The organism is Candidatus Syntrophocurvum alkaliphilum (assembly GCF_009734445.1).
Classification (GTDB): Bacteria; Bacillota; Syntrophomonadia; order Syntrophomonadales; family Syntrophomonadaceae; genus Syntrophocurvum; species Syntrophocurvum alkaliphilum.
The window spans coordinates 186537-208564 of record NZ_CP046457.1 but is presented as its reverse complement, the minus strand read 5'-3'; the positions used below and the strand labels follow the sequence as shown (position 1 = coordinate 208564).

Below are 22028 nucleotides of genomic sequence, written 5' to 3'. Positions count from 1 at the left end.
AAAGCATTAAAAAAGATTTAGGCATAAGTTTTTTATTAAGCCCAACCACGCATCTTTACAGCTTGAGCTACACGATTGATAGAAATCACATATGCTGCATCCCTCATATATAGATTATTTCTCTTAGAAAGCTCATATACAGCTTTAAACGCCGCAGTCATCTTTGTATCTAGCTTTTCTAACACTTCGTCTTTTTCCCAGAAATAATTAGTATTAGACTGAACCTGTTCAAAATAACTACAGGTAACGCCTCCAGCATTAGCTAGAAAATCAGGAATCATAAATATACCGCGTTCTTTTATTGCTACATCAGCATCAGGTGTAGTCGGTCCATTAGCACCTTCTACTATAAATTTTACTTGGGAACTAATTTTATCTACATTTTTAGCAGTAATCTGATTTTCTAAAGCTGATGGAATTAAAATGTCTACATCTTGCTCTAGCCAAGCATTTTCATCTAAAATCTCACAGCCTAGTTCACGAGCCTTATCCTTATCCACACTTCCAAAGGTATCTGTAGCTTCTATTAACTTTTCAATATCAATTCCATTTGCATTACGGAATGTATATGCTTTTTTATCTGCATGATCCCAACTTGAAACAGCAATAACTTTTCCTCCAAGCTCAAGGTATAATCTAGCTGCATATTGAGCGACATTACCAAAACCTTGAAAACTAGCACTTGTAGTTGCTGGGTCTACATTTTCTTCCTTTAATGCTTCTCTTAAAGTATAAATTGCACCATATCCTGTCGCCTCAGTTCTACCTAAAGAACCGCCCATACCTACAGGTTTTCCAGTAATAAACCCTGGGTATCTTCCACCATGAATAGTCTCGTACTCATCAAGCATCCATAGCATATGTTTAGCACTAGACATAACATCAGGAGCTGGAACATCAACAAAAGGACCTACATCCTTTGCTACTGCTCTTACCCAGCCTCTACACAATCTTTCCTGTTCATTTTCACTTAAATTACGAGGGTCACATATAATTCCACCTTTACCACCACCTAAAGGTATATCTACAACAGCACATTTCCATGTCATCCACATAGCTAAAGCTCTTACTGTATCAGCTGTTTCTTCCGGGTGAAATCGGATACCACCTTTAGCAGGACCCTTGGCATCATTATGCTGTACTCTAAAACCCTTAAAAACCTGAGTACTACCGTCATCCATTTTTACAGGAATTAAAAAATGGTATTCCCGCATAGGTTCACGTAGCAACTGCCTAGTTGCTTCATCTAAACCTATTATCTCTGCCACTCCATCAAATTGCTCTTGTGCATTTTCTAAAGGGTTATATTCCCCAGCTCCCATATTTCCTTCCTCCTTGTCATCTTTTATTAATACAACGAAAATGAATGCGTTAGACCGTTTTCTCTAACTATTACATTACGTTTTACATAAAACTACATCTTATTATATAAATTCGTTTTGCATGTGACAATAACTAAGGCGGGTTTAATAATGTATACATTATTAGCAGTATATAAATATTTCTAATCTCACTTAATTATTTATTAGAAAGTTGCATATCAATCCATCTAGCAACTCGATTATCATAAAGTAATTCCATATGATTCAAAGGAAGAATTGTTTTGTCTAACAGCTTTGCTCCTCGTTTAGTCATACCATCAGTATATAAAGCACTATCAATAAATACTAAGCCATCACTAGGACCAGAAACGTTGAAAGCAACTCCTTCAAAAACATTATTTCCTGCTAAAGTTGCAATATTTATACCGGGTTCTAACCCTTTATTATTTAACCTTTTTATTAAAAATCCCCCATCACGAATAGCTTTATCAATTCCTTGAGAATTGCCTAGCAAACCACTACCACCATAATAGGTAGTCCACCAATCCTGCTGTAAAGTATCAAGAGGATAGGTTTCATCCCAACGATAAGCTATCTGCGCTTGGCCGGGAAAATACCCTTCCTTATATATAGATCTTTCAGTAACATCTAATACAGTTGCAAATGACATAATTTTATCCCACACAATTACACCATTAGCTCCTAATGTGTAAATAAAATAATTAAGTAAAGGATTACGAAAAAGATAATCAATCCCGTAATTTGGCGTTCCTAACATTAGATAACTTCTAACATCACCTTGATAAGAGTTATAACCTAATGAAGATAAATAAATTTGTACCGGTATGCCACCTTTACTATGAGCTACAATATCTACTTGCTCGCACTTAGTTTCTTTTTTAATTTTATTAATAGCAGCACATAATTGCTCTGCTTGATAAAAATTATTACCGTGTGAATGAGAAAAAGTGATAGCAAAAACCCGATAGCCTAGTTTTACTAATTTTTGCTGTAAGCCTTCAAACCCTAGACCATATAGATTAGTATAACTATTTGCATCCAAACCTGCTCCATGAACTAAAAGAAGCGGATATTTATTGCGATTTGTATTCCATCCAGAAGAATAATGAAGAATATAATTATCTGCCTCAGGTTCATCTGTCCCAAAGCATTTAACAATATCTGAATCGATGTGTTTATTTACAGTACAAAATGGTTCTTTAATACCACTTAGAGCAGGTACTGAACATAACTCGACCTTATCCCAGTACCTACTACTATTAACTAATCCTACATCAATAGTTGGATATACATTTGGGGTTACTTCTAAAAGATCCATATTAAATAAATTTTTACTCAACAAAAGATTAAACACAAAAACCAACTCCCCAAAAAAATAAACCTAACCCCACGGCATCTATATTTACAGATTATTTAAATAAGATTTTAGCTTATTAATTTCATACTTTAACTTTAAAGCTTCATTTTGTAACTCTGTATCAGGTATATCAATATATCTGTCTAAATCAGCTTCTTCTTCAAGACTATCTAATCTAGAAACTATATCACCTGCAAGTTGTTTTATAAGATTATCCACTGAATCTTCATCCTTTCTTCGGTGGTAAGGTACATTAACTACAATACTATTAGCTTTACTTCTACTATTAGATTTAAACACCTTATCTTTAATCCCTTCTACTTTTTTAGCTATAAACAAAATATCACCTCTCTTACAAGGTTATTTTTTCCACAACCAGGGGATTTTAAACTTTAATAAAATAAATTCTTAAAGTAGTAGGTAAGCAAAGAAAATGGCTATGTTTTAATAATGCTGTAACAATTTCACTATTTTATGTCATACTTCTGTAACATTCTGGTTCTATAATTAAGACAAATAAAAGAAAGGGTGATGCAAATGAAACAAAAAACTATTTTAACCGTAGCTGTACTGACAATTTTCCTAGCTAGTATAATTACTTTAAGTGGATGTGGAGAAAGTACTCAAGTAGGAGACCCAGACCCAAAACCAGATGGTGAAACAAATGCAGTTGTAGAATTAACACTTTACTTTTCCGATGATCAAGCACAATTTTTAGTTGCAGAACAAAGAGATGTAGAAGTTGAAGACAAAGAGGATACTTCTTTAGTAGCTAGTAAAGTAGTTGAAGAACTTATTAACGGCCCAGAACAGCAGGATTTATTTCAAACTATTCCAGATGAAACTAAACTACTTGGAGTAGAAATTGAACAAAACATAGCTTATGTAAACTTCTCACAAGAATTTGTTACAAACCACTGGGGAGGCACTGCAGGAGAGGCCATGACACTATATTCCATAATAAACTCCCTAACTGAATTAAGTGAAATCGAAAAAGTACAGATATTAGTAGAAGACGAAGTGCTAGAAACTCTAGGACATAGTGATCTAACTGAACCATTAACAAGAAGTGAAGACATAATTAAATAACAATCTTTTACAATCCTTCTCAAACCCAGCCCCCGTAAATCGGGGGTTGGGTTATTTAACTATTGAATTTGTACTATTTTCAATAATTTCGTTAAACTCTTCTATGCTGATATTAGGATTTTCTTGATTAGTTTCTTCAGAATATAAACCTTTGTGAATTGATTCTAGAAATTCTTTTATACCTAACAAGTAACGTTTTTCATCCTCATCTAATTGACCATTTTCTGCGAACTGCGTTACAGGATGATGTGCAAAAAGCCTAGTATGTCGGCGAATATCAGTATGAATACTCCGATTAGCTATGTCTAATGATAAATGTAATCTTTCTAAATTATTATTAATATTTATTAAATTTTTAGTCAGCCTATCCTCATCTAAATCTTTAGATACTGTGGAATCTATAAGTGATATTGTATCCATCAACTCAAAGTAAAAACGATTTAAAAAGCCTTCATACTGCCACTGATTATTCTTTTTTTCTTGATAAAGCATAAAACCACTTATAGTAGTTGTAAATAATAAAATAATTATTAAATAAATTTTAGTATTGTTCGACATTTTGGCCTCCCTACCTTTTATAACCTTACCTGTCTTCAAGAATAAAATCAGTCATTTTCGTTTCTTCCCATTCGATCCCTTTGGGGTCAATATTTGAATATAAAGTTATTGAATCATTTTCACAAATAATAGCTTTTAAATGAAAGTTCATTTCTCTTGGCTGTAAATATTCATCATACAATTGTTGATAGTTTTTATCGCCTCTTTCCTTCGCCTCTTTAATATATCCAACTGTATCTGGGTCTTTATCATAATTTTTAACTATTAGCTTGTAGAAAAAAACAGCTTCAACATGTCCATTCACAACTTCTTCTTGATAATCGGTTATTTTAAAATCTAACAACTCATAGTACGGAGAAAAAGCTTCTATACATTCTTCTTTCATATATGTACTTACTTTGTCATAGTTTGTTTCATCATTTGTTTCTTCTGTATCAACAACTTCACTACCATTTGTTTCATTAAGAGTTTGAGTAGTTGGATCATCACATGCAAGAGCTCCAAACGCCAAAAACATTACTATCAAAACCATTAAAAACTTTTTCATTATTAGTATCCTCCTCGAAACTCCCTTATATATACAAGTATGTATATTTTAAATGACAACATTAGATCATACAAGTCATTTGTCATTAAAAACCTTTTATGTTATAAAAGACCACAAAAACAAATGACTTATCTGTTTCAAACCTGTAAAATAAGTATTAATTGTAGTTTTATTGGAATTGGAAGTGTTTAAATGGAAAGTGAAATTAACTCGAATAATAAGATTGCTTTAAAAGTATTGACCTTATTAATCGTAATAATAAGTCTTAGTAATATGTTAGGACTAATAGGTCAAATTAAATTTATGTATAATTGGCCATCAGGCCACATTCAAGGATATTATTTTAATTATGGATTTACTTCTGTTTTATATAAGCTAATATTATTAAGTGCCTCTATATATTTTTTCAATAATAAGCAATACATGATTATGTCTATTGTTTTAGCTGGCCTTATTAGTTTAATTATAAGTTCAATTATTGGCTATAATTTTTATAATAGTTTGCAAAATTGGTGATTCGTAAGATACGTTAGATTAGAAAAGATTAAAATAATTACTGGAATTATTAATAATAATTAAAACTACCCCCCTACAACTTTCCATTCTCCCTCAACAAGTTCTAGGTATACATTAACAACGTTTGTTTTTTTAAGGTTGTTATACTCATCAAAGATATCAACTGAAATACTGTAATCCGCTTTATTTCTATTAAAATTCCTTATACTTTCTAAAAAAGTGGCCGAATCTGATACTAAATCAATGCGATCTGCTTCTGGATGATTAATAACATCTTTAAATGTATCCCAATTAAATTTTTCTCTGAGATTATGAGAATATTCGGAGTGTTCTTTCCAACTTGACCATTCCTCTTTGGATATAACATACTGACTGTCATTGAGACATTCTTTTGCTTCTTCTACCACGATATTAGTAACTCTAAGCGGTTCATTATATTGATGATGTTCACTTAAAATATTAATTTACTTTGTTTCTAAATGTTCTGTAAACCACTTGGTAATCTGCTGATAGTTTGAGCCTCCGCTGGCTACATTCAACATAAATTTAATAACCTCTGCCTGAGTAAATTTTAGTGAGTAGCCGTTAGCAACAAAAACTGTTAACGCAACTACAAATGCAGTCCTTTTATTTCCATCTATAAAAGGATGATTGTTGACTATGTAATATAATAAAACAGCTACTTTCTCAATTATATCAGGATATAACTCCTGCTTATCAAAAGTAGCTAACGGTGAATATATAGCACTATCCAGAGCATTTAAATCTCTTACACCATTGCTTCCACCTGTAGATTTAATGACTTTCTGATGTATTTCTAATACAGTATCTAAATCTATCCATTTTATCATTTCGCTAATTCCTCTAAGGCCGGTTTATATTCTTTTATTATTTCTTCAGCTATTTTTAATTGGTTATTTTTTTGCAGCCGTTCTTCGAGAGAGGCTAGCACAATTTTTAGATCTTCTGGAGACAGTTGGGCAAGCTCCTCAACTAGTTTTTCGTGTATTGCCATATTAACACCTCCAAGCTTAACTTGATTATCTATTATCATTATAACCTTATGTGGTTATTGTAAACAATGTCACATTTTCTATCAACTACGTACTTAATAGATGAAGTGCAAACATTACAACTTTTAATTCATGCTACTCCAAGTCAAATCTTTAGATAAGAATATTTCATCTACCTTTTCTTGTTCGTTAAAATTCAATACTATGCTAGCTTTTTGGTTTTCATATATATCAACATAAAGAACTTGTTCAATGTGTTCTTTAGATTCATCTAAATATGCTCGCCCTCTGATCCTTTCATCTCCAATTTGTTCTCCTTCATAGAGTATATGGTCGTCTGCGTTTTCATTTTTAAAATATCCAATAGCTTTTTCGTAATCTTGACCAATTATAAGACGTAAAATAACTTTTAAGGAGTCAAAGGGGACGGTTCCTTTTGACTCACTTCTATCAACTAAAGCCTATATTCCCTTAACTAATTTAATTTCTAGCTCACCAGTTTGGAGATTTAGCAACCAGTCAACTTCTTCTATTCCATTTTCTTCAGGTTTTCCCATAATGAATTACGCAAATTAGTAGTGTGTTATTGCATTAACTGGCGGCCCTCTTCTTTCTTCTTCTGCAACAAGGGCTATATCAAGTACTCCACCATCAACTACCACGGGTGTTATCCTCTATTATTGCAATATCCTACTTTTGTAGTATTTAAACTGCGATTTATAATTCAAAACTTATATATAATCATTACTATAAAACAGAATACAATATTATGTCATGATTTCCTGTTAATTATATGAAAAGACCATATTGAGGTGCGAAAAGGCCATATTTAAGCATTAACTGTAATTTGATATAGATTATAGTTTATTTACTACATGAATCTTTTGCGCCCCTAATATTTTTATTGTCTATTAATGATCATATATGGCTATTTCATTACCAAATATGGCCTTTTTACAAAATATAGAAGGGAATATATAAAGATAATACGAATTATAAGTAAGCATATAAGGCAAAGGGGTCAGAAATAATAATTGTCGGTTAGTTGTAAAAACAGTTAAATTGGAATAACTTTTAGTCAAATAAAACCGTCTAGTAATAATAGATTTTTATAATAAAAGGAGTAATTTATACATGGATACGAAAGCGTTCAGGTATTTATATTGGGGGTTTTTGTTTGTTTCACTAGATTTTAGACTCCAGGGCTTTAATATATTACCAGATATTATTGGTTATATATTGTTTGCGTTAGCCTTAGGAACATTAGCTTCTAGGAATGAAAACTTTAATTCAGCTAAACCTATTACTTATGTGTTAATCTTTCTATCTATATTTACTATTTACGAAGCACCCACCCCCCAAGAATTTGGAGTTGATTTTTCTGTTAATCCTATTGGTGCCGCGATAGGAATTATCAGTTTACTCTTAAGTGTGATTGTAGTTTACAAAATATTCATGGGGATTAAAGAGCTTGCTGACCAACAAGAAGAGCTTGAAATTAGCAATGAAGCAGTACTTCGTTGGAAACAGTTCTTATTCTTAACAATTGCTACATTGTTTTCAATTGTTTTGATGGTAATTCCTGTATTAGCTTTCCTTGCTATAATTTTTATATTAATCGCTAAGATTGTCTTAACAATAAAAATCATGTCTCTTATGGCCAAATGCGAATTCCAGCTCATATTCGAGAACAATTAGGTATTGAAAAATTCTTCATAAAAGTATGGTAAATAATCAGAAATAACAAATAAAGGCTACTATATATTTAAATAAATAGTAAAATCAAAAATTTATGAAAAGGAGATTAATGGATTAAGCAGTTATACGGAGGGGAGAATAGTGAAAAAAATTGTTGGTTCTATTATCTTATTGTGTGTCTTTTGCAGTTTGTTTTTAGTATCATGTGGAACGGAAAATAAAACTGATATGCTATTTATAGGGGAAAGTGAAAAATGGCAAGTTAAGTTTGAAGTAATGCCAATATCTACCTTTGATAAAGATGATCATAGTTTTATTACTTATATAGAGACATTATATTTGGGAGACTATACCGATATAAAAGGTATTAATGATATTAAATATGAGTATCGCTGGATACACCAAGATTTTGAGTTTGTAAGTGAAGAAGATTTGAATATTAAATTATCATCTCCTAGCATACATACTCCTGTTACAGTATCTATAGGTCAAGGAAGGATTATATATAGGGAAGAAAACTGTAAAGTATTCTACGCTCGAAGTACTATAAACCAAGATATCTCTAACTTTGCTGATTATATTAGGTTGAACCTGAAATGGAATGGACATGAGGAAATGATTGAAATAAAGATAAATAACAATGACTAAATAAAACTATACTTAATTGACAGTTTGTTTCACTAAAAGCGTAATACTAACAAATATATTTTTATTTAGAGGGAGATAGTGAAATGACTGTAAAAAACAAAATTATATTAACCGTATTACTTCTAATTGATATTTCAACGATGTTTTTTAAGTTGGTTTGGTGGGGCACGGGGAATAAAGGAAATATCTGGATCTATAGTATTATTAAATCCTATTACTATATTATGTATAATTCTATTTGTAGTAGGACTTTGGTATCCTTTCAAGAAAGATAGAAATTGGATATCTTTAGTAGCTATACTTGGTATAATAGGTGTGAAAATTTATGAATTTATTTTTTGGCATTATATGACCATGACAGGAAAGGTTAGTTTATCATTAAGTTTACAATTAACCTATCCAGAATTCTATTTTAGCTTAGCTGTTTCTTTTATAATTTTATTTTTATATATTTTTATGAATAATAAAAAACATAAACTTGCAATGTGATATATATCAACACAAGAAGATATAAAAATACAAACTGCAATATACGGTAAAAAAATAATATAAAATTTAAACAAATCCAATATTAATGGAGGATAAAGTGGAAAAAAGAGCAATTAAATTACTAATTATTATGTTCTTATTATTAATAATTGTAGCAGGGTGTAGAAATAGTGGAATCGGGTATTATGAAGGCGGAGTTAAATACGATGAACCGTGCGGGCAGGGAAATTGGAATTGGGAAAATGGAAAATGGTATAAAGGTGAATATCCTTGTTGTCCCCCAAATAGAATTAATTGGTTAGTCCAGTAGTAGTGTACATATAAATCATTGCTAAACTTTATTAAAGCATAAAAAATTAAAATAATTCCCCCTAGACGTATACCAGTAATTATTTTTCTATTTATATCCATAAACATCCTCTTCTTTCGATTCTATTATATATTATTTGGATATTTTCACTTATTTTCCTTTAATTTATATTTTTTTAAGGTAAAATTATACATTATAAAGAAAAAAACATTTAGAAGAAGAAATGCTTCTATTAATCACAAAACTAAAGAAAGTAGTGTGTAAAAACGGAGGAGCAGATGTTAGAAATAGTAAAATACTTTAGAGAACTTATTATTGATTCTGCTGCAAAAAGTAACTACAACAAACTTAAGGCTGAGCAAACATGTTTATCTAAGTCCCGAATAGCAAGGCGTGGTGCATAGATCACGGCTAAGTATAAATAAAAAATTATTTTAGATAATAAGTGCTAAGCTAAAATGAAGGTAAAGACCGATGAGTGGCGTGATAAACATGTTTGCTCAGCCGATTCCATACTCTAAGTTTAGCTTTTTGCAGTGGAATCATTATTGAAATCGTATCAAAATGCGCGGAAGATGATTAAGATATACAACATGATTTATTTAAACTTAGAATTGTTATAATTGTATGGAATGCTTGTCCCCACTACTACATCTTCAATCTTTTCAAGTATTAGCCAATCATCCATATTCCTTTGGTGCTCAAATTCTAAAGGTTCAATTTCACTAACGTCTTTAAACTCGACTAGGCACAAACACTTTTTATGCCATCGCTTTTTTTGTTTATCAGTTAAATTAAGTTTGCTTTGATTGTCTTCTAATACTTTTACAATTTCATTTTCTGGTAATTTGACATGATTTTGAACACTCACAACCGTAGCCATTGCAGTGATTTTCTTTGTCCCTTTTTCCATGAAAAACAATTTTTCACCTTCAAAAACTCTACTGTGAGGAATTTTTCTTGCAGCAGCCCCCCTTACAACCATTACTTTTGTACCATCAAGAATTTTCTCAAGTTCCTTTTCCTTATCATCGCAATATACCAAATGCACCATTTTTACAATCTCCTTTCTCGCTACTTCGTATTTACTATCAACTACGTACTTAGTAGATGATATGAATTATAACTTAAATAATCTACTACCGTTTTAGTTTGTCCAACTCACTTTTCAAGTGTTGTACTTCTTTTTTAAGTGAATCTATTTTCACCAAGGCTGCCACAGCAAAAACAAAAGCAATAGGGGCTAATGCACCAGCATACTCCATCTTATCTCACCTCCACTTTTAATTAAAAACGTTTATTATAACCTTTTTCCTGCTATGTGGCATTTACTATCTAATATAATCTTAATTGCCAAAATAATAATTCCCGTCTGGTTCAAACATATCATCAGGGTAATCGGGGTTAAGTTTAATATCATAAACATGGTATCTGATTTTTTGTCCCGGGTTATAAATGATTATCTCGCCACTGTTTTTTTCCCAGTGATTAATCCATTTTAAGAAATATTCAGCATGCATCATAATTAAAGGATCATATAATCTAGAAAATGCTTCTTCAGGAGTATCGTCACCAAAACTACCCCAAAAGGATGCTTTCTCTGGATTAGCGACATAGCTGGATGCATGATGATTTTTTATGCTATACCTTATGAACATATCATCGTGTATATTTTTTAACCTTACATGGTTTAAAGTACAAGGTTTGGTTCTATTTTCAGAGTTTGGGGCACCCCCATGCCTTTCGTTGTGGTTTGTAAAAGCTGCGTATTTATATTCAACCGAATCTATTTCATCTAGAAGCTGTCTATCGGTATCAACTCCATATACTTCTAGTTCAGCTATTTTTGAAAAATCATCCATAAGCACTACATCTTCTCCCATTTTCTCCATATCAAATTTAAAATTACCTTTAACAGGTTCACCTAGTTCAGCTGTGACAAACTCAAATTTTTCTCCAAAAACCACCATGGACTGCAATACTGCTTGACGTACCTTATCATAGTTTTCGCGGATAACAGAAGGAATTACTTCCTTTTCTAGGTATTCTGTTGGATAAATTACAGTTATATTTCTGGCACTAAACGCATGGTAAGGGGGATCTTTTTTATCATCTCGAATAATTGCATTTGGGAAAACCTGTTTTCTTGAAAGTGTCGAATCAAATCTATAAACAAATACTGTTTCTAAATTATTTAATTTATAAGCCACATAATTTGCCTGTACACTTTCTTTTACCGGTGAGTCTGCGGTTGTTTCCTCTAACTCTAAACCTTCTTCTTCTAATATGTTTCTTACCTCCTCATAAGACAGCAGACCCTTTTCAGACTCTTCGAATACATCCAAGGAAGTGCAACCTCCCCCAAAAATCATTACTGCAGCTATTATTAACATCGTAACAGTAAGATTTTTATATCTCGTAATCATTTTTATTTTCCTTTCCAAGTAAGATTTGCTACCTAACAGTACAGTGAGACAAATGCTTATTTATATTATTCAATGTAAATGTATAAATGCCCACTTTGTTTTTATATGCTTACTTAACAATTCGTATTAGCTTTATGTTTTTCCTTCTATTTTGTAAAAAGGCCATATAAGGTAATGAAATAGCAAAATCAATCATTAACAGCCATTAAATTAAGTCGCAAAATATCTAGATTATTAATTATTGAGGAAATCAATCACACAGATAATCCAACACATAATTAGGCTTTTTGAAACCTTATAAGAGGAAAATATAGAAGTATAAAGAACTGTTGTATAGTAACATTAGTGCATAGTAAATAGGTGATGCGTAATTATTACTAATTCTCATTATTTATTCAGTTAATCTGCCAATTTAAATAGCACAGGGAGTTCTGGGATATCGTTTTTTGCTGCGTAGTCCCTGAACTCGATGTATATCTCATTCAAAACTTCTTTATCTACTTTCCATTCAGTGCAAAAGCTAAAATGTAGGTATCCTTTATCACTAATACCCATTCCCTGCATAGGACCTTCTGGTGCATGTAATCCTTCCAGTTTATATTGCATCTCATCCCAAGCTTTTTTTTCTCCAAAAACTTCAATCAATTTATCATACCATTCCATTTTTTGATAAAGGCTAGCATGACTAATAAAGGCGCCCTTGGTTTCAATAATAAATTCCTTATCTTCCTCTATTATATTTTGAGGATAATCTGCTTTGCGCTCAATTTCCAGAGGATAATACCTAAAATATGAACCGACTTCCTCGGGCAGCAGTTCTATATTGTTAAACCTAAGTTTGTTATCCGAATCTTCGCGAGACACTTCCATCATGACCATCTGACCATCTTCAAACTCTAAAAAAGTTAGCTGGGAAAATCTCAGAAAACGCTGTTCCTGGAGAGGATCCAAGTAGGGCTCTAAGCACTGAAAGTCTTCCGGGGTAAAGTCATTACGGTAATCTTTAACAAGTAGGTCCAGTATTTTTTCATGATTAGCGACATTACTTAACTCGGAGCGGTAAAGTTGGTATGCAGTAGAGGGTTCAGCACTTTCATAACCCCTTATTCCAATTATAGTGATTAAGACTAATACTAGCACACCTTTTTCCCACAAGCTAAAATCTAATAATTCCCACAAGGTAAAAATGGAGAGTGCAATAAAAAACAGGGCTAAAATACTGTGATCAAGTGCTACTCCTGTTAGCTCCTTTACGGCTACGGAAAAAATCATTATTTTTACAAAACAAATACCGATATAAATAAGTCGATGTTTAAGAGAATTCTTATCTTTTAGGTAGTGACGGTGGATAAGAAAAGAAGAGGCTATAACCAGTGCTGATAACATCGCAAAAAAGACAAACTCTTGTATCTCGGGTCGAGTGCCAGAAAAAATACCCATCAGTAATAAATATAAAATTACTATTAGTAAAACACTATTATTTCTTTTAGACATTAACAACCTCCATAAAAAATCAACTGAATTCAGGGTACACTTTCCTTCGCAGTTACTATCAACTACGTACTTAGTAGAAAATGTGCAGAAAGGAGCAATCTAGAAATCTCACTTTTCATTAGTCATTATCCTTTTAGCTACTAATGGAATATATAACACAAATATTCCAAAAATAGCTAGTGCTAATATATAAGAACCTAAATCAAAGAACTTATTTATTGTCTCCATACTATACCATACCGCAAATAGAAAAATGATTATCCTAAAAATATTTACAAAACTTGATATATTACTCAAGACAATGCTATCTTTTTTATTTGTAAATAGCAGATAGCACAAAAATATGATAACTATACAAGTTGCACTAATTGAAATGGCTGCAAAAAAGTCAAATTTATTAATCGCCCACGTGATAAATTCACCACTATCTATTGGTAATTGGACGTTGCCAATGTTTTTATTTAAGGAAGAAATTAAATGAATTCTTGTAAAAATAATTCCTATTATTCCAACTAAAGAAAGAATTGTTGAAATAATTATATAGCTTTTTTTCATCACATTGCTTTTTCCTAAACTTATAAAGAAGTTAATTGCAACTATAACTGCAATCCCTATTACAACTGGTTGTACAGAAATAGAAAAAGCCATTTTTATCCCCTAAGTCTTATATAATAAATATCATTATTTGAAACTATTATACTATATTGATAAAAACCTTCTTTTCTTTTTACACTAAAATCATATAACTTAATTTTGCTTCGCAGTTGATGGTTAATACGAAGGAAAGTTTATCCTAAATCCGGTTGATTTTTACAAGAGCCATTATGGGGAGTGTAGAAGTTCAAGTTAAGGAGTAAGAGTCAAAGGGGACGAGTCAAAGGGGACGGTTCCTTTTGACTCATTTTATGCTTTAAAATACTACTTTAAGAGTTACTTAATTATTCTTGAATTATGTTTAATAACCGTACAATAGGGAAAGGTGAAATATAATATTATACTAAAAAACAAATAACTCAAAAAGCACACCCTACTGTTATGTGGGTGTGCTTTTTACATTAAGTGCTTTTCTATATTATTAAAAAACTGAATTATAGTAAAGCAATAATTTGAATTATAGAGTAAAATTAGAGTATAAGTCTTAAACTCTAGATAACTACACGGATTTATCATTGGAATATACTTATTATGGAGTTTAGGTACTAATACAAATAAAAATAAAAAGGAGGGATAGCCTTAGGGCGAAAATTAATGAAAAAAAATTATTTGCGTTATGTGGTTTTAGCTTTGGTTTTATTGTTGTCATTTTCCCTAATGGGCTGTAATGAAGACGCAGCAGTTTTAAAAGATGGTATGAAAAAAAGCATGGAAATTGAGTCTAGCAGAGGTACTGCAGATTTCACGATTAGTAGCAATATAAAAGCAGAAGAGGTTGATGAAGAATTGCTACTTATACTATCCATACTTGAAGAAGGTTTAACCATGGATATAGAAATGGAGAGTTTTACCACTATGGCCATGGATGTGACCGTAAATGGAGAAGATAAACTCAGGGATATAGGACTATGGCCTTATGAGGAACGCTTAAATGTAGAATTTTTAGTACAAGACGAGAGTATTGCTCTAAAGACTTCTTCTGACCCTGTATATTTACTTTTAGATCCAACAGATGCTACCTTGTTAGGAGCTGAAGAAAGTCTTGAATTTGAAAAGGCTTTTGGTCAAGATTATAACGAACAGCAGATTCAAATGATGTTGGATTTCATGATTCCATTTATTGATGAATTTGCTTTCAAGTTATCTAATGTTGAAAACCTAGGAACCGTTGAATTAGAGCTACCAGATGGAACTATTGAAACAACAGGTTATAGGCTACAACTTGATTCTGAAGAAGTTATGGCCCTACTTGCATACAGTAGCAAATATCTAGCTGAAAGTGAACACTTAAAAAACTATCTTATTAATTCAATAATGTTGCCCTATGAACAAATAAAAGACAATGAAGCTGTCGAAGGAGATACACCTACCATACAAGAGGTGGAGGAAATAGCCGAAACTTCCTACCAGATGTTCCGTGATATTTTACTAGATGTTAACGAAATTATGGAGAAAAATCCATTATACCTTAAAGAAGAATATGGTATAGATTTTTCGATTATAGAGGATTATTATATTGATTCGGAAGGCTATATTCGTAAAACTGACAGCACGTACTATATTGAAATAGAAAATGAAGCAATTGTAGAAGAATTTGGTATTCCGGTACTTGAATTAGTAATTCATTCCAAAGCTACCACTTGGGATATTAATCAGCCTATAACAGTTGATTTCCCTGCTGTTGAAGAAACAGTCTCCTTCTTTTCACTTATGGAAGATCCAGACCAATCCGAAGCGCTTGGTGATGGACTCTTAGGTGAATTATTCGATTCCTTTGCAATGCCAATGCCACCTGCTGGCAAACATATTTTCATGGATCTAGAAAATGAGATGTTCATGTTAAATGGAGAACCACTAGAGATGCAAATAGACCCTTATACAAAAGATGGAGTAATAATGTTACCTCTCAGACAAATGGTTGAGCTTGCTGAAGGAGAAGTAATCTGGAATGCAAAAAACCGCCAAGTCTCCTGCATACACGAAGGAAATGAAGTATTAGTTACAATAGGAAACGACAAGGTTCTAGTTAATGATGAGTATATAACATTACAGCAACCTGCAGTTATCGTAGAAGATACGACCATGGTATCTGCAGAGTTAATTGAACTTTTTGCTCAACACTTTACTGTAGAAGAAGGATTAGTTATTATATCTTATTAAATTAATAACAAAACAAAAAGCAGCCCTTTTGCTTTTGACTAGTTTTAGGGCTGCTTTTTTATTATCTACATATTATTTTACAAATAATAACTTCTCACATATGGTTGAGATTAAATAGACACGATATCGATTTTAATATGTACTTTGCAATTAGCTATCTTTGTCTTTGGTCGATATAACATAAAAGTAGAAATGACGCCTCAGCCCAAAAATTTGTGCATGTTTTTTCGGAATAATAGTTTCCATAATTATAAACTGTGACTCCTTAAGTCCAGCATCAATTAATAACTGTTTAAACGAACCTGGAGAACAACCAAAAAATACAGCATCATCTGTTAGGTTTAATAGCTGTTGATAGTCATGACTAATAGCAGTTATAATTTGATCCTTGCTCTTAGACTTAAGTTGTCCTGCTAATTTGGGTTTTAAATGTATATCATAAAACATAGTACGAGAAGATATTGGCACAGACACTAAACGATTGCAAAGCATTAATCCTAACAATATAAATGTTGTCCGTGATGATAGTTGCAATTTTATTAATTTGAAACTAGCTCTGCGGTTAATGAATATATTTACAATCTGCCAACTGACAATTGCAATAACCATAAAAAAAACCGCTATGAAATATACCTCAATAAAGGTTAGTTTTAAAAATAAAAGAGGATATATTATAGCAGCTATACTTACAATTAAAATTTGGAAAACTCCAAATATTAATAATAATGCAGGTAGAGTACCATAGAAATTAACCAATTGCCAAAAAAAAGGGATTATAGTTCCTACCATCATAGGAATTAATTTAAAACTACTAGCATAAATAAGTCCACTGGTTAGATGTTTCCAAATTAGCTTCATTTATACCACCATCCATTCACCCTTCATATAACAGGGGACGGTTCTTTGTATAACAGGGGACGGTTCTTTGTTCTAGACTCTGAAGATTTAGTTTAACTCAATAGTATTGTGCCCTATGAGCATATGAAAGACAATGGCTAATTAATTCTAAAAGATTACTTAGCGAACAATATAGGTTCCACTTTCTCGCTTCAAAGCTTTATCCAGTTCACTAGCCGAAGTTACCAGTACCTCTTTACCCCCTGCTTCAATGTATCTTATGGCAGCTTCTATTTTCGGCCCCATACTACCGGGCGGGAACTGCCCTTCGGCCATGTGCTTTTTGGCCTCACTAACGGTAATAGTATCTAGGTGCTGCATGTTGGGTTGGCCAAAATTAATCGCAACCTGCGGAACTCCAGTCAGGATTATGTAAAGATCTGCTCCTATTTCATTAGCTAACAAGCTAGAGGCATAATCCTTATCAATAACTGCCTCTACTCCTTTTATTTCATTATCTTTAAACATAACCGGGATACCCCCACCACCACAGGCAATGACTATATTATGATTCTTAACCATTTGCTGAATAACTTTCTTCTCTAAGATATCGGAGGGTACTGGGGAAGGTACTACTCGCCGATAACCGCGACCGCTGTCTTCAACTACTTGCCAGTTCTTTTCTTGCGTCATCCGCTGAGCATATTCTTCATTAAAAAAAGGTCCAATAGGCTTGGTTGGCGTCTGAAATGCTGGGTCGTCTTCGTCTACTACTACCGTCGTCATCAATGTGACAATCTCCTTGTTTAACCCTAGCTTCTCACATTCCTTTCGCATAGAATTGGTTAGCATAAAACCAATCGAACCTTGAGTGGAAGCAACACAAGTATATAAAGGTAAGGGTGGTACTTCATCAACAGCTCTTTCTACTTGAATAAGCATATTTCCTACCTGAGGACCATTGCCATGTACAAGCACTAATTCGTAACCATTTCGCGCGATTTCAATAATAGCTTTACTTGCTTCTGAGGCATTAGTCTCTTGCTCTTCAATTGTTCCTACTTGATCCTCCGGATGAAGCGCATTTCCACCAAAGGCGACTACAGCTATTTTATTATCCATTTTCCTTATCTCCCTTATCTAATAATATAAATAATCCAAGGGACACCTTCTAACCTGAAATATAAATAGGTCCTAATCATAGTTTGCTAATCTTTATTAGCTATAAACAGAGTGATATGGTACCAAAAAAAGTGTAATAATTCTTCTATATTTTATATTAATCATCGTTAAGGAACAAGTTTTTTAAAATCAAAAACATAGAACGAAGAACCGTCCCCTGTTCTATCATTCAACCAGTTGCATTACAGCAGTCCAAGTAAATAGTTTAGATACAGAGCCTGGCCTAAAAAGAGTTGTTTTAGGGTCTACAGAAGTACGTTTTTCAAGGTCTGCAAAACCATACCCTTCAGATAAAATAACCTCGCCATCTTTGACTATAGACAGAGCTGCTCCAGCAATATTATTCTCTTCTAACTGAGTTGTAATTGCACTATTCAAAAATTCTTTTAGCCCTTCCACATCATCAACAGCTGCTGTTTGTGAAGCAGCAACAGGATTAATTGTTAATATCATTACAATACAACAAAATAATGTTAACCCTGTTAATAACTTCCATTTTAAGCTTTCCTTATATCTATTCAATAAAACAAACTCCTTTAAGTTTAATAATAAAAATATAATAAGTGCTTAATTATCTAAATATTAACTCCATTATATACTAATATAAACATAGAATTAAATCTTGGTTTAACTGCAAAAAGCTAAACTTAGACTATGGAATCGGCTGAGTAAACATATTTATCAGTCTTTATCACCATTTTAGCTTATCACTTGTTATCTAAAGTGAAATTTATTTATACTTAGCCGTGATCATTACCACGCCTTGCTACTTAAGGACTTAGATAAACAAGTTAGCTCAGCATTAAGTTTTTTGTAGTTACTTTTTCAGCAGAATCAATCTTTTATTTAATCATTTATTTTTTCTATAAACTTTATAAGTATTGTAAATTGTGTGATTTTAAATTATATTCTGTTATATAAAACAGTACAAACCTTGGGATGAAAAATTAGCTTTTAAAAACAAGGGAGAAATATAGGTGAGTAATAATATTTTAAAAATAAAAATAAGTATGCCACCCTTAAGTCCAACATTGATTTCTCGTCCAAGAATTACTAAGCAATTAGATAACCATTTAATCATAGCCCAAGGATTTTCTAGGCCGTTGACGCTTATATCCGCACCCGCTGGCTATGGGAAAACCACTCTGGTACAAGAGTGGCTTTGTAACCGCGCAGAGCAAGTTGCATGGTATTCGATAGATGAAAATGACGATAATTTAGAACGCTTTTGGTTACACCTAATTTCAGCCTTACAAGCAGTTAATAGTGATTTAGGAAAAGGTATCATAGAGATGTTACGTTCATCTTCAACACTTGTTGATTCACTAGACATTGAAGGGTTATTAAATCCTCTTTTAAATGATTTATTTGACATAACATCACCCATTTACTTAGTACTAGATGATTATCATGAAATCACCGATGTTAAAATACAAAAAAGCTTAATTTACTTTATCGAAAACCTCCCCCCTACACTGCATGTAGTAATAACAACACGTTCTGACCCTCCTATGCCACTACCACAGTGGAGAGCTAAAAAAAGATTGGTCGAAATAAGGCAAAAAGAACTAATGTTAACAAAAAATGAGTCAGATATTTTACTAGAAAAATTAGTGATGCATCAGTTAAGTAATGAAGAATTAAATACTCTTTATTATAAAATTGATGGTTGGGTAACCGGATTGCAGTTAGTTGCTCTTTCACTATCAAGTCAACAAAGTAGCAGTGAGTTTATTGAAAACTTTGCCGGTAGCCAACGTCATGCATTATTTTTTTTAATAGAAGAGGTCTTTGTTAAACAACCCCAAGACGTGCAAGAGTTTTTGTTGCAAACTTCTATTCTAAACAGATTCTGTAGTTCACTATGTGATGCAGTTACAAGTAAGACTAATAGTTTAGATATAATTAAAAAATTAGAAAAAGACAATCTTTTCATTATTGCACTAGATAATAATGGACAGTGGTATAGATACCACCCTCTTTTTGGTGAAGTACTTTTTAATCAATTAAGAAAAAAAGAACCAGAAAAGGTAGCAGAGTTGCATGAGAGGGCTGGTCAATGGTTTTTAGAAAATGAGGCAGCCGGTGAAGCAATTAGATATTTATTTAAAGGAAAAAGTCCCCATAAAGCTATGGAAATATTTGACCAGTTAATATCTAAGTTATCCCAGACCGAAAATTGGATTCAAAGCATAAGCTGGATTGAAGAGTTGTCAGTAGAATCAATACAAGATTATCCACGATTATTATTATATAAAGCATTTATTTTTTTAGTAAAAGAAGGTCTTGATGAAGCACGAGCTTGTATAGAATTAGTTGAAACTAAAAGCTATGAAGACCCTATTCAACAAGAATATTTTCTAGGAATTGTAGCTGTAGTAAAAGCATATTACTTCTCTTATTCTAACAATATACCTGCTGCTCTTGAAAATGCAGAAAAAGCACTACAGTTACTATCTGAGTCTGATACTTATTGGCGACTTGGCGCAACTATCTTTTTAGGTGATTCCAAGCAGTTTTCTGGCAATCCTAAAAATGCATACCCATACTATAAAAAAGCTTATGAAGATGGCCAAAGTTTTAATAATAGCTATGTTACTTTATCTAATGGAGTAAAGGTTATAGTTAATTTATGGACTCAAGGAAATTTAAAGGAATCTGAACAACTAACTGAAAAACTATTACGACTAGCTAAAGATAGTGGTCTTTCAAAAATACCTAAAGTAGCTTATGCGTGGACTTTATATGGGGAACTTTTGCGTGAAAAAGGTCAATTAAATGATGCAAAGGATTATATAGACTGGGCAATTTCCTTAGCTGAAGCAGAAAAAATTACATTCGGCTGGAGTTATATGCATTTATGCAAATTTTATTATTCAAATAAAGAATATCAAAAGGCTTTAGAGGTTATTGACCATATTGAAATTATCAATCAAGAGGTAAATTTACCAGTGTTTATAACTTCTACTGCTTTTACATGGAAATCCAGAATTTTAATTGATATGGATAAAATAGATAAAGCAAAAGAAAATATATATGATAATAATATCTTGCAAAGCACTGTAAATTATGGTGGACAAGAATGTGGACACTTAGTATTATCGCGAATTTTAATAAAAGAAAAAAATTATGATAATGCTAATGAAATTTTAAACCAAATTAAAGAACATGCTTCTTTTGGAAATAGAAAAGGATTATTACTTGAAACGATATTATTAAAAGCATGTTTAGAAGAATTATTAAAAAAAACAATAAAAGCAGAATCTTATCTAGAAAATGCTTTACAAATAGGAATAGAATGTGGTTATTTTCAAACTTTCATAGATGAAGGAGCTTTGCTAATACCTGTTTTAGATAGAGTTGTTGATAAGATAGATAATGACTATGAATTGCTAATATATGCTCAAAAAATATTAAACCACTTAAAACGCGAAAATCAAAGTAATACTAACAGCAATGATTCAGATAATATAAAATCAAAGCATAAAAATTTGCTAATAGAAGAATTAAGTTCGAGAGAATTAGAGGTGTTAAATCTTTTAAACTCAGGACTTTCTAATCAGGATATATCTAATAAATTACACCTTTCGCTAGGGACAGTTAAGTGGCATACTAGCAATATCTATGGAAAATTAGGAGTAAAAAACAGAACTCAGGCAGTAGCCCGAGCTCGAGAATTAAACTTAATATCATCTGAATAAATAATA

25 protein-coding genes are annotated in these 22028 nt (G+C 32.1%); 9 read left to right on the top strand and 16 right to left on the bottom strand.

Annotated elements, in window-relative coordinates:
- Positions 1-35: 35 nt before the first annotated feature.
- The 3 genes from SYNTR_RS01015 to SYNTR_RS01005 form a co-directional block, all read right to left on the bottom strand.
- Positions 36-1322, bottom strand: coding sequence for a Glu/Leu/Phe/Val family dehydrogenase (locus SYNTR_RS01015; RefSeq protein ID WP_156202761.1), 1287 nt, complete (start codon positions 1320-1322; stop codon positions 36-38).
- A 196-nt stretch (positions 1323-1518) separates the two neighbouring features.
- The gene (locus tag SYNTR_RS01010; RefSeq protein WP_156202760.1) at positions 1519-2682 is read right to left on the bottom strand and encodes an esterase/lipase family protein; all 1164 of its coding nucleotides are present in this window, start codon (positions 2680-2682) and stop codon (positions 1519-1521) included.
- A gap of 63 nt (positions 2683-2745) precedes the next feature.
- Positions 2746-3039 (bottom strand): hypothetical protein, encoded by a 294-nt coding sequence (locus SYNTR_RS01005; RefSeq protein WP_156202759.1) that lies wholly within the window; start codon positions 3037-3039, stop codon positions 2746-2748.
- Between the two features lie 198 nt (positions 3040-3237).
- Here SYNTR_RS01005 and SYNTR_RS01000 point away from each other — a divergent pair, with 198 nt between their 5' ends.
- Entirely contained in the window at positions 3238-3789 is a 552-nt protein-coding gene (locus tag SYNTR_RS01000) for a GerMN domain-containing protein (protein WP_197079142.1), read from the top strand.
- 51 nt (positions 3790-3840) lie between these two features.
- On the opposite strand, the gene SYNTR_RS00995 is transcribed toward SYNTR_RS01000, so the two are convergent.
- Both SYNTR_RS00995 and SYNTR_RS00990 read right to left on the bottom strand, forming a co-directional pair.
- The gene (locus SYNTR_RS00995; protein ID WP_156202757.1) at positions 3841-4347 is read right to left on the bottom strand and encodes a hypothetical protein; all 507 of its coding nucleotides are present in this window, start codon (positions 4345-4347) and stop codon (positions 3841-3843) included.
- A 25-nt stretch (positions 4348-4372) separates the two neighbouring features.
- On the bottom strand, positions 4373-4894 hold the full coding sequence (locus tag SYNTR_RS00990; protein ID WP_156202756.1) for a hypothetical protein: 522 nt from the start codon (positions 4892-4894) through the stop codon (positions 4373-4375).
- A 192-nt stretch (positions 4895-5086) separates the two neighbouring features.
- On the opposite strand from SYNTR_RS00990, the gene SYNTR_RS00985 reads away from it, so the two are divergent.
- Positions 5087-5410 carry a hypothetical protein gene (locus SYNTR_RS00985; RefSeq protein ID WP_156202755.1) on the top strand — a complete coding sequence of 108 codons (324 nt, stop codon included), beginning with the start codon at positions 5087-5089 and terminating at the stop codon, positions 5408-5410.
- 65 nt (positions 5411-5475) lie between these two features.
- On the opposite strand, the gene SYNTR_RS00980 is transcribed toward SYNTR_RS00985, so the two are convergent.
- The 3 genes from SYNTR_RS00980 to SYNTR_RS00970 are packed head-to-tail and all read right to left on the bottom strand — an operon-like array spanning position 5476 to position 6425.
- Positions 5476-5817, bottom strand: a complete 342-nt coding sequence (locus SYNTR_RS00980; RefSeq protein WP_156202754.1) for a hypothetical protein — start codon at positions 5815-5817, stop codon at positions 5476-5478.
- A gap of 57 nt (positions 5818-5874) precedes the next feature.
- Positions 5875-6261 (bottom strand): type II toxin-antitoxin system death-on-curing family toxin, encoded by a 387-nt coding sequence (locus SYNTR_RS00975; RefSeq protein WP_156202753.1) that lies wholly within the window; start codon positions 6259-6261, stop codon positions 5875-5877.
- Positions 6258-6425 carry a hypothetical protein gene (locus SYNTR_RS00970; RefSeq protein ID WP_156202752.1) on the bottom strand — a complete coding sequence of 56 codons (168 nt, stop codon included), beginning with the start codon at positions 6423-6425 and terminating at the stop codon, positions 6258-6260. Before SYNTR_RS00970 ends, SYNTR_RS00975 begins: the two co-directional genes overlap by 4 nt.
- A gap of 1132 nt (positions 6426-7557) precedes the next feature.
- Between SYNTR_RS00970 and SYNTR_RS00965 the strand changes: the two genes are divergently transcribed.
- The 5 genes from SYNTR_RS00965 to SYNTR_RS11685 all read left to right on the top strand — a co-directional run bounded on the left by SYNTR_RS00965 (position 7558) and on the right by SYNTR_RS11685 (position 9972).
- Positions 7558-8121 (top strand): hypothetical protein, encoded by a 564-nt coding sequence (locus SYNTR_RS00965; RefSeq protein ID WP_156202751.1) that lies wholly within the window; start codon positions 7558-7560, stop codon positions 8119-8121.
- A 141-nt stretch (positions 8122-8262) separates the two neighbouring features.
- Positions 8263-8769 carry a hypothetical protein gene (locus SYNTR_RS00960; protein ID WP_156202750.1) on the top strand — a complete coding sequence of 169 codons (507 nt, stop codon included), beginning with the start codon at positions 8263-8265 and terminating at the stop codon, positions 8767-8769.
- A 126-nt stretch (positions 8770-8895) separates the two neighbouring features.
- A complete protein-coding gene (locus tag SYNTR_RS00955; protein WP_156202749.1) occupies positions 8896-9258 on the top strand; it encodes a hypothetical protein in 363 nt (120 codons plus the stop codon).
- A gap of 97 nt (positions 9259-9355) precedes the next feature.
- Positions 9356-9568, top strand: a complete 213-nt coding sequence (locus SYNTR_RS00950; RefSeq protein WP_156202748.1) for a hypothetical protein — start codon at positions 9356-9358, stop codon at positions 9566-9568.
- A gap of 278 nt (positions 9569-9846) precedes the next feature.
- Positions 9847-9972, top strand: coding sequence for a hypothetical protein (locus SYNTR_RS11685; protein WP_279285955.1), 126 nt, complete (start codon positions 9847-9849; stop codon positions 9970-9972).
- Positions 9973-10166: 194 nt separating this feature from the next.
- On the opposite strand, the gene SYNTR_RS00945 is transcribed toward SYNTR_RS11685, so the two are convergent.
- From SYNTR_RS00945 to SYNTR_RS00930, 5 genes are all read right to left on the bottom strand, one after another.
- On the bottom strand, positions 10167-10622 hold the full coding sequence (locus SYNTR_RS00945) for a hypothetical protein (protein WP_156202747.1): 456 nt from the start codon (positions 10620-10622) through the stop codon (positions 10167-10169).
- Positions 10623-10707: 85 nt separating this feature from the next.
- The gene (locus tag SYNTR_RS11680) at positions 10708-10833 is read right to left on the bottom strand and encodes a hypothetical protein (RefSeq protein WP_279285954.1); all 126 of its coding nucleotides are present in this window, start codon (positions 10831-10833) and stop codon (positions 10708-10710) included.
- A gap of 81 nt (positions 10834-10914) precedes the next feature.
- Positions 10915-11994: a hypothetical protein gene (locus tag SYNTR_RS00940; protein WP_156202746.1), complete on the bottom strand. Its 1080-nt coding sequence runs from the start codon at positions 11992-11994 to the stop codon at positions 10915-10917.
- A 399-nt stretch (positions 11995-12393) separates the two neighbouring features.
- On the bottom strand, positions 12394-13488 hold the full coding sequence (locus tag SYNTR_RS00935) for a hypothetical protein (protein ID WP_156202745.1): 1095 nt from the start codon (positions 13486-13488) through the stop codon (positions 12394-12396).
- A 108-nt stretch (positions 13489-13596) separates the two neighbouring features.
- A complete protein-coding gene (locus tag SYNTR_RS00930; RefSeq protein WP_156202744.1) occupies positions 13597-14136 on the bottom strand; it encodes a hypothetical protein in 540 nt (179 codons plus the stop codon).
- A gap of 600 nt (positions 14137-14736) precedes the next feature.
- Between SYNTR_RS00930 and SYNTR_RS00925 the strand changes: the two genes are divergently transcribed.
- The gene (locus tag SYNTR_RS00925) at positions 14737-16302 is read left to right on the top strand and encodes a copper amine oxidase N-terminal domain-containing protein (protein ID WP_156202743.1); all 1566 of its coding nucleotides are present in this window, start codon (positions 14737-14739) and stop codon (positions 16300-16302) included.
- Positions 16303-16452: 150 nt separating this feature from the next.
- Here SYNTR_RS00925 and SYNTR_RS00920 read toward each other — a convergent pair whose 3' ends face one another.
- The 3 genes from SYNTR_RS00920 to SYNTR_RS00910 all read right to left on the bottom strand — a co-directional run bounded on the left by SYNTR_RS00920 (position 16453) and on the right by SYNTR_RS00910 (position 18843).
- Positions 16453-17160 carry a hypothetical protein gene (locus SYNTR_RS00920; protein ID WP_156202742.1) on the bottom strand — a complete coding sequence of 236 codons (708 nt, stop codon included), beginning with the start codon at positions 17158-17160 and terminating at the stop codon, positions 16453-16455.
- A gap of 159 nt (positions 17161-17319) precedes the next feature.
- A complete protein-coding gene (gene arcC / locus SYNTR_RS00915) occupies positions 17320-18261 on the bottom strand; it encodes a carbamate kinase (RefSeq protein WP_243140207.1) in 942 nt (313 codons plus the stop codon).
- Between the two features lie 225 nt (positions 18262-18486).
- Complete coding sequence (locus tag SYNTR_RS00910; protein ID WP_197079141.1) at positions 18487-18843, bottom strand: serine hydrolase domain-containing protein; 357 nt, start codon at positions 18841-18843, stop codon at positions 18487-18489.
- 455 nt (positions 18844-19298) lie between these two features.
- Here SYNTR_RS00910 and SYNTR_RS00905 point away from each other — a divergent pair, with 455 nt between their 5' ends.
- On the top strand, positions 19299-22022 hold the full coding sequence (locus SYNTR_RS00905; protein ID WP_156202740.1) for a winged helix-turn-helix domain-containing protein: 2724 nt from the start codon (positions 19299-19301) through the stop codon (positions 22020-22022).
- Positions 22023-22028 lie beyond the last annotated feature (6 nt).

Coding starts and splice junctions, on each gene's coding strand:
- SYNTR_RS01000 (WP_197079142.1), top strand. CDS start 3,238: ATGAAACAAAAAACTATTTTAACCGTAGCTGTACTGACAATTTTCCTA.
- SYNTR_RS00935 (WP_156202745.1), bottom strand. CDS start 13,488: ATGTCTAAAAGAAATAATAGTGTTTTACTAATAGTAATTTTATATTTA.
- SYNTR_RS01015 (WP_156202761.1), bottom strand. CDS start 1,322: ATGGGAGCTGGGGAATATAACCCTTTAGAAAATGCACAAGAGCAATTT.
- SYNTR_RS00940 (WP_156202746.1), bottom strand. CDS start 11,994: ATGATTACGAGATATAAAAATCTTACTGTTACGATGTTAATAATAGCT.
- SYNTR_RS00985 (WP_156202755.1), top strand. CDS start 5,087: ATGGAAAGTGAAATTAACTCGAATAATAAGATTGCTTTAAAAGTATTG.
- SYNTR_RS00965 (WP_156202751.1), top strand. CDS start 7,558: ATGGATACGAAAGCGTTCAGGTATTTATATTGGGGGTTTTTGTTTGTT.
- SYNTR_RS00930 (WP_156202744.1), bottom strand. CDS start 14,136: ATGGCTTTTTCTATTTCTGTACAACCAGTTGTAATAGGGATTGCAGTT.
- SYNTR_RS00975 (WP_156202753.1), bottom strand. CDS start 6,261: ATGATAAAATGGATAGATTTAGATACTGTATTAGAAATACATCAGAAA.
- SYNTR_RS00990 (WP_156202756.1), bottom strand. CDS start 4,894: ATGAAAAAGTTTTTAATGGTTTTGATAGTAATGTTTTTGGCGTTTGGA.
- SYNTR_RS11680 (WP_279285954.1), bottom strand. CDS start 10,833: ATGGAGTATGCTGGTGCATTAGCCCCTATTGCTTTTGTTTTTGCTGTG.
- SYNTR_RS00945 (WP_156202747.1), bottom strand. CDS start 10,622: ATGGTGCATTTGGTATATTGCGATGATAAGGAAAAGGAACTTGAGAAA.
- SYNTR_RS00970 (WP_156202752.1), bottom strand. CDS start 6,425: ATGGCAATACACGAAAAACTAGTTGAGGAGCTTGCCCAACTGTCTCCA.
- SYNTR_RS00995 (WP_156202757.1), bottom strand. CDS start 4,347: ATGTCGAACAATACTAAAATTTATTTAATAATTATTTTATTATTTACA.
- SYNTR_RS11685 (WP_279285955.1), top strand. CDS start 9,847: ATGTTAGAAATAGTAAAATACTTTAGAGAACTTATTATTGATTCTGCT.
- arcC (WP_243140207.1), bottom strand. CDS start 18,261: ATGGATAATAAAATAGCTGTAGTCGCCTTTGGTGGAAATGCGCTTCAT.
- SYNTR_RS00920 (WP_156202742.1), bottom strand. CDS start 17,160: ATGAAGCTAATTTGGAAACATCTAACCAGTGGACTTATTTATGCTAGT.
- SYNTR_RS00925 (WP_156202743.1), top strand. CDS start 14,737: ATGAAAAAAAATTATTTGCGTTATGTGGTTTTAGCTTTGGTTTTATTG.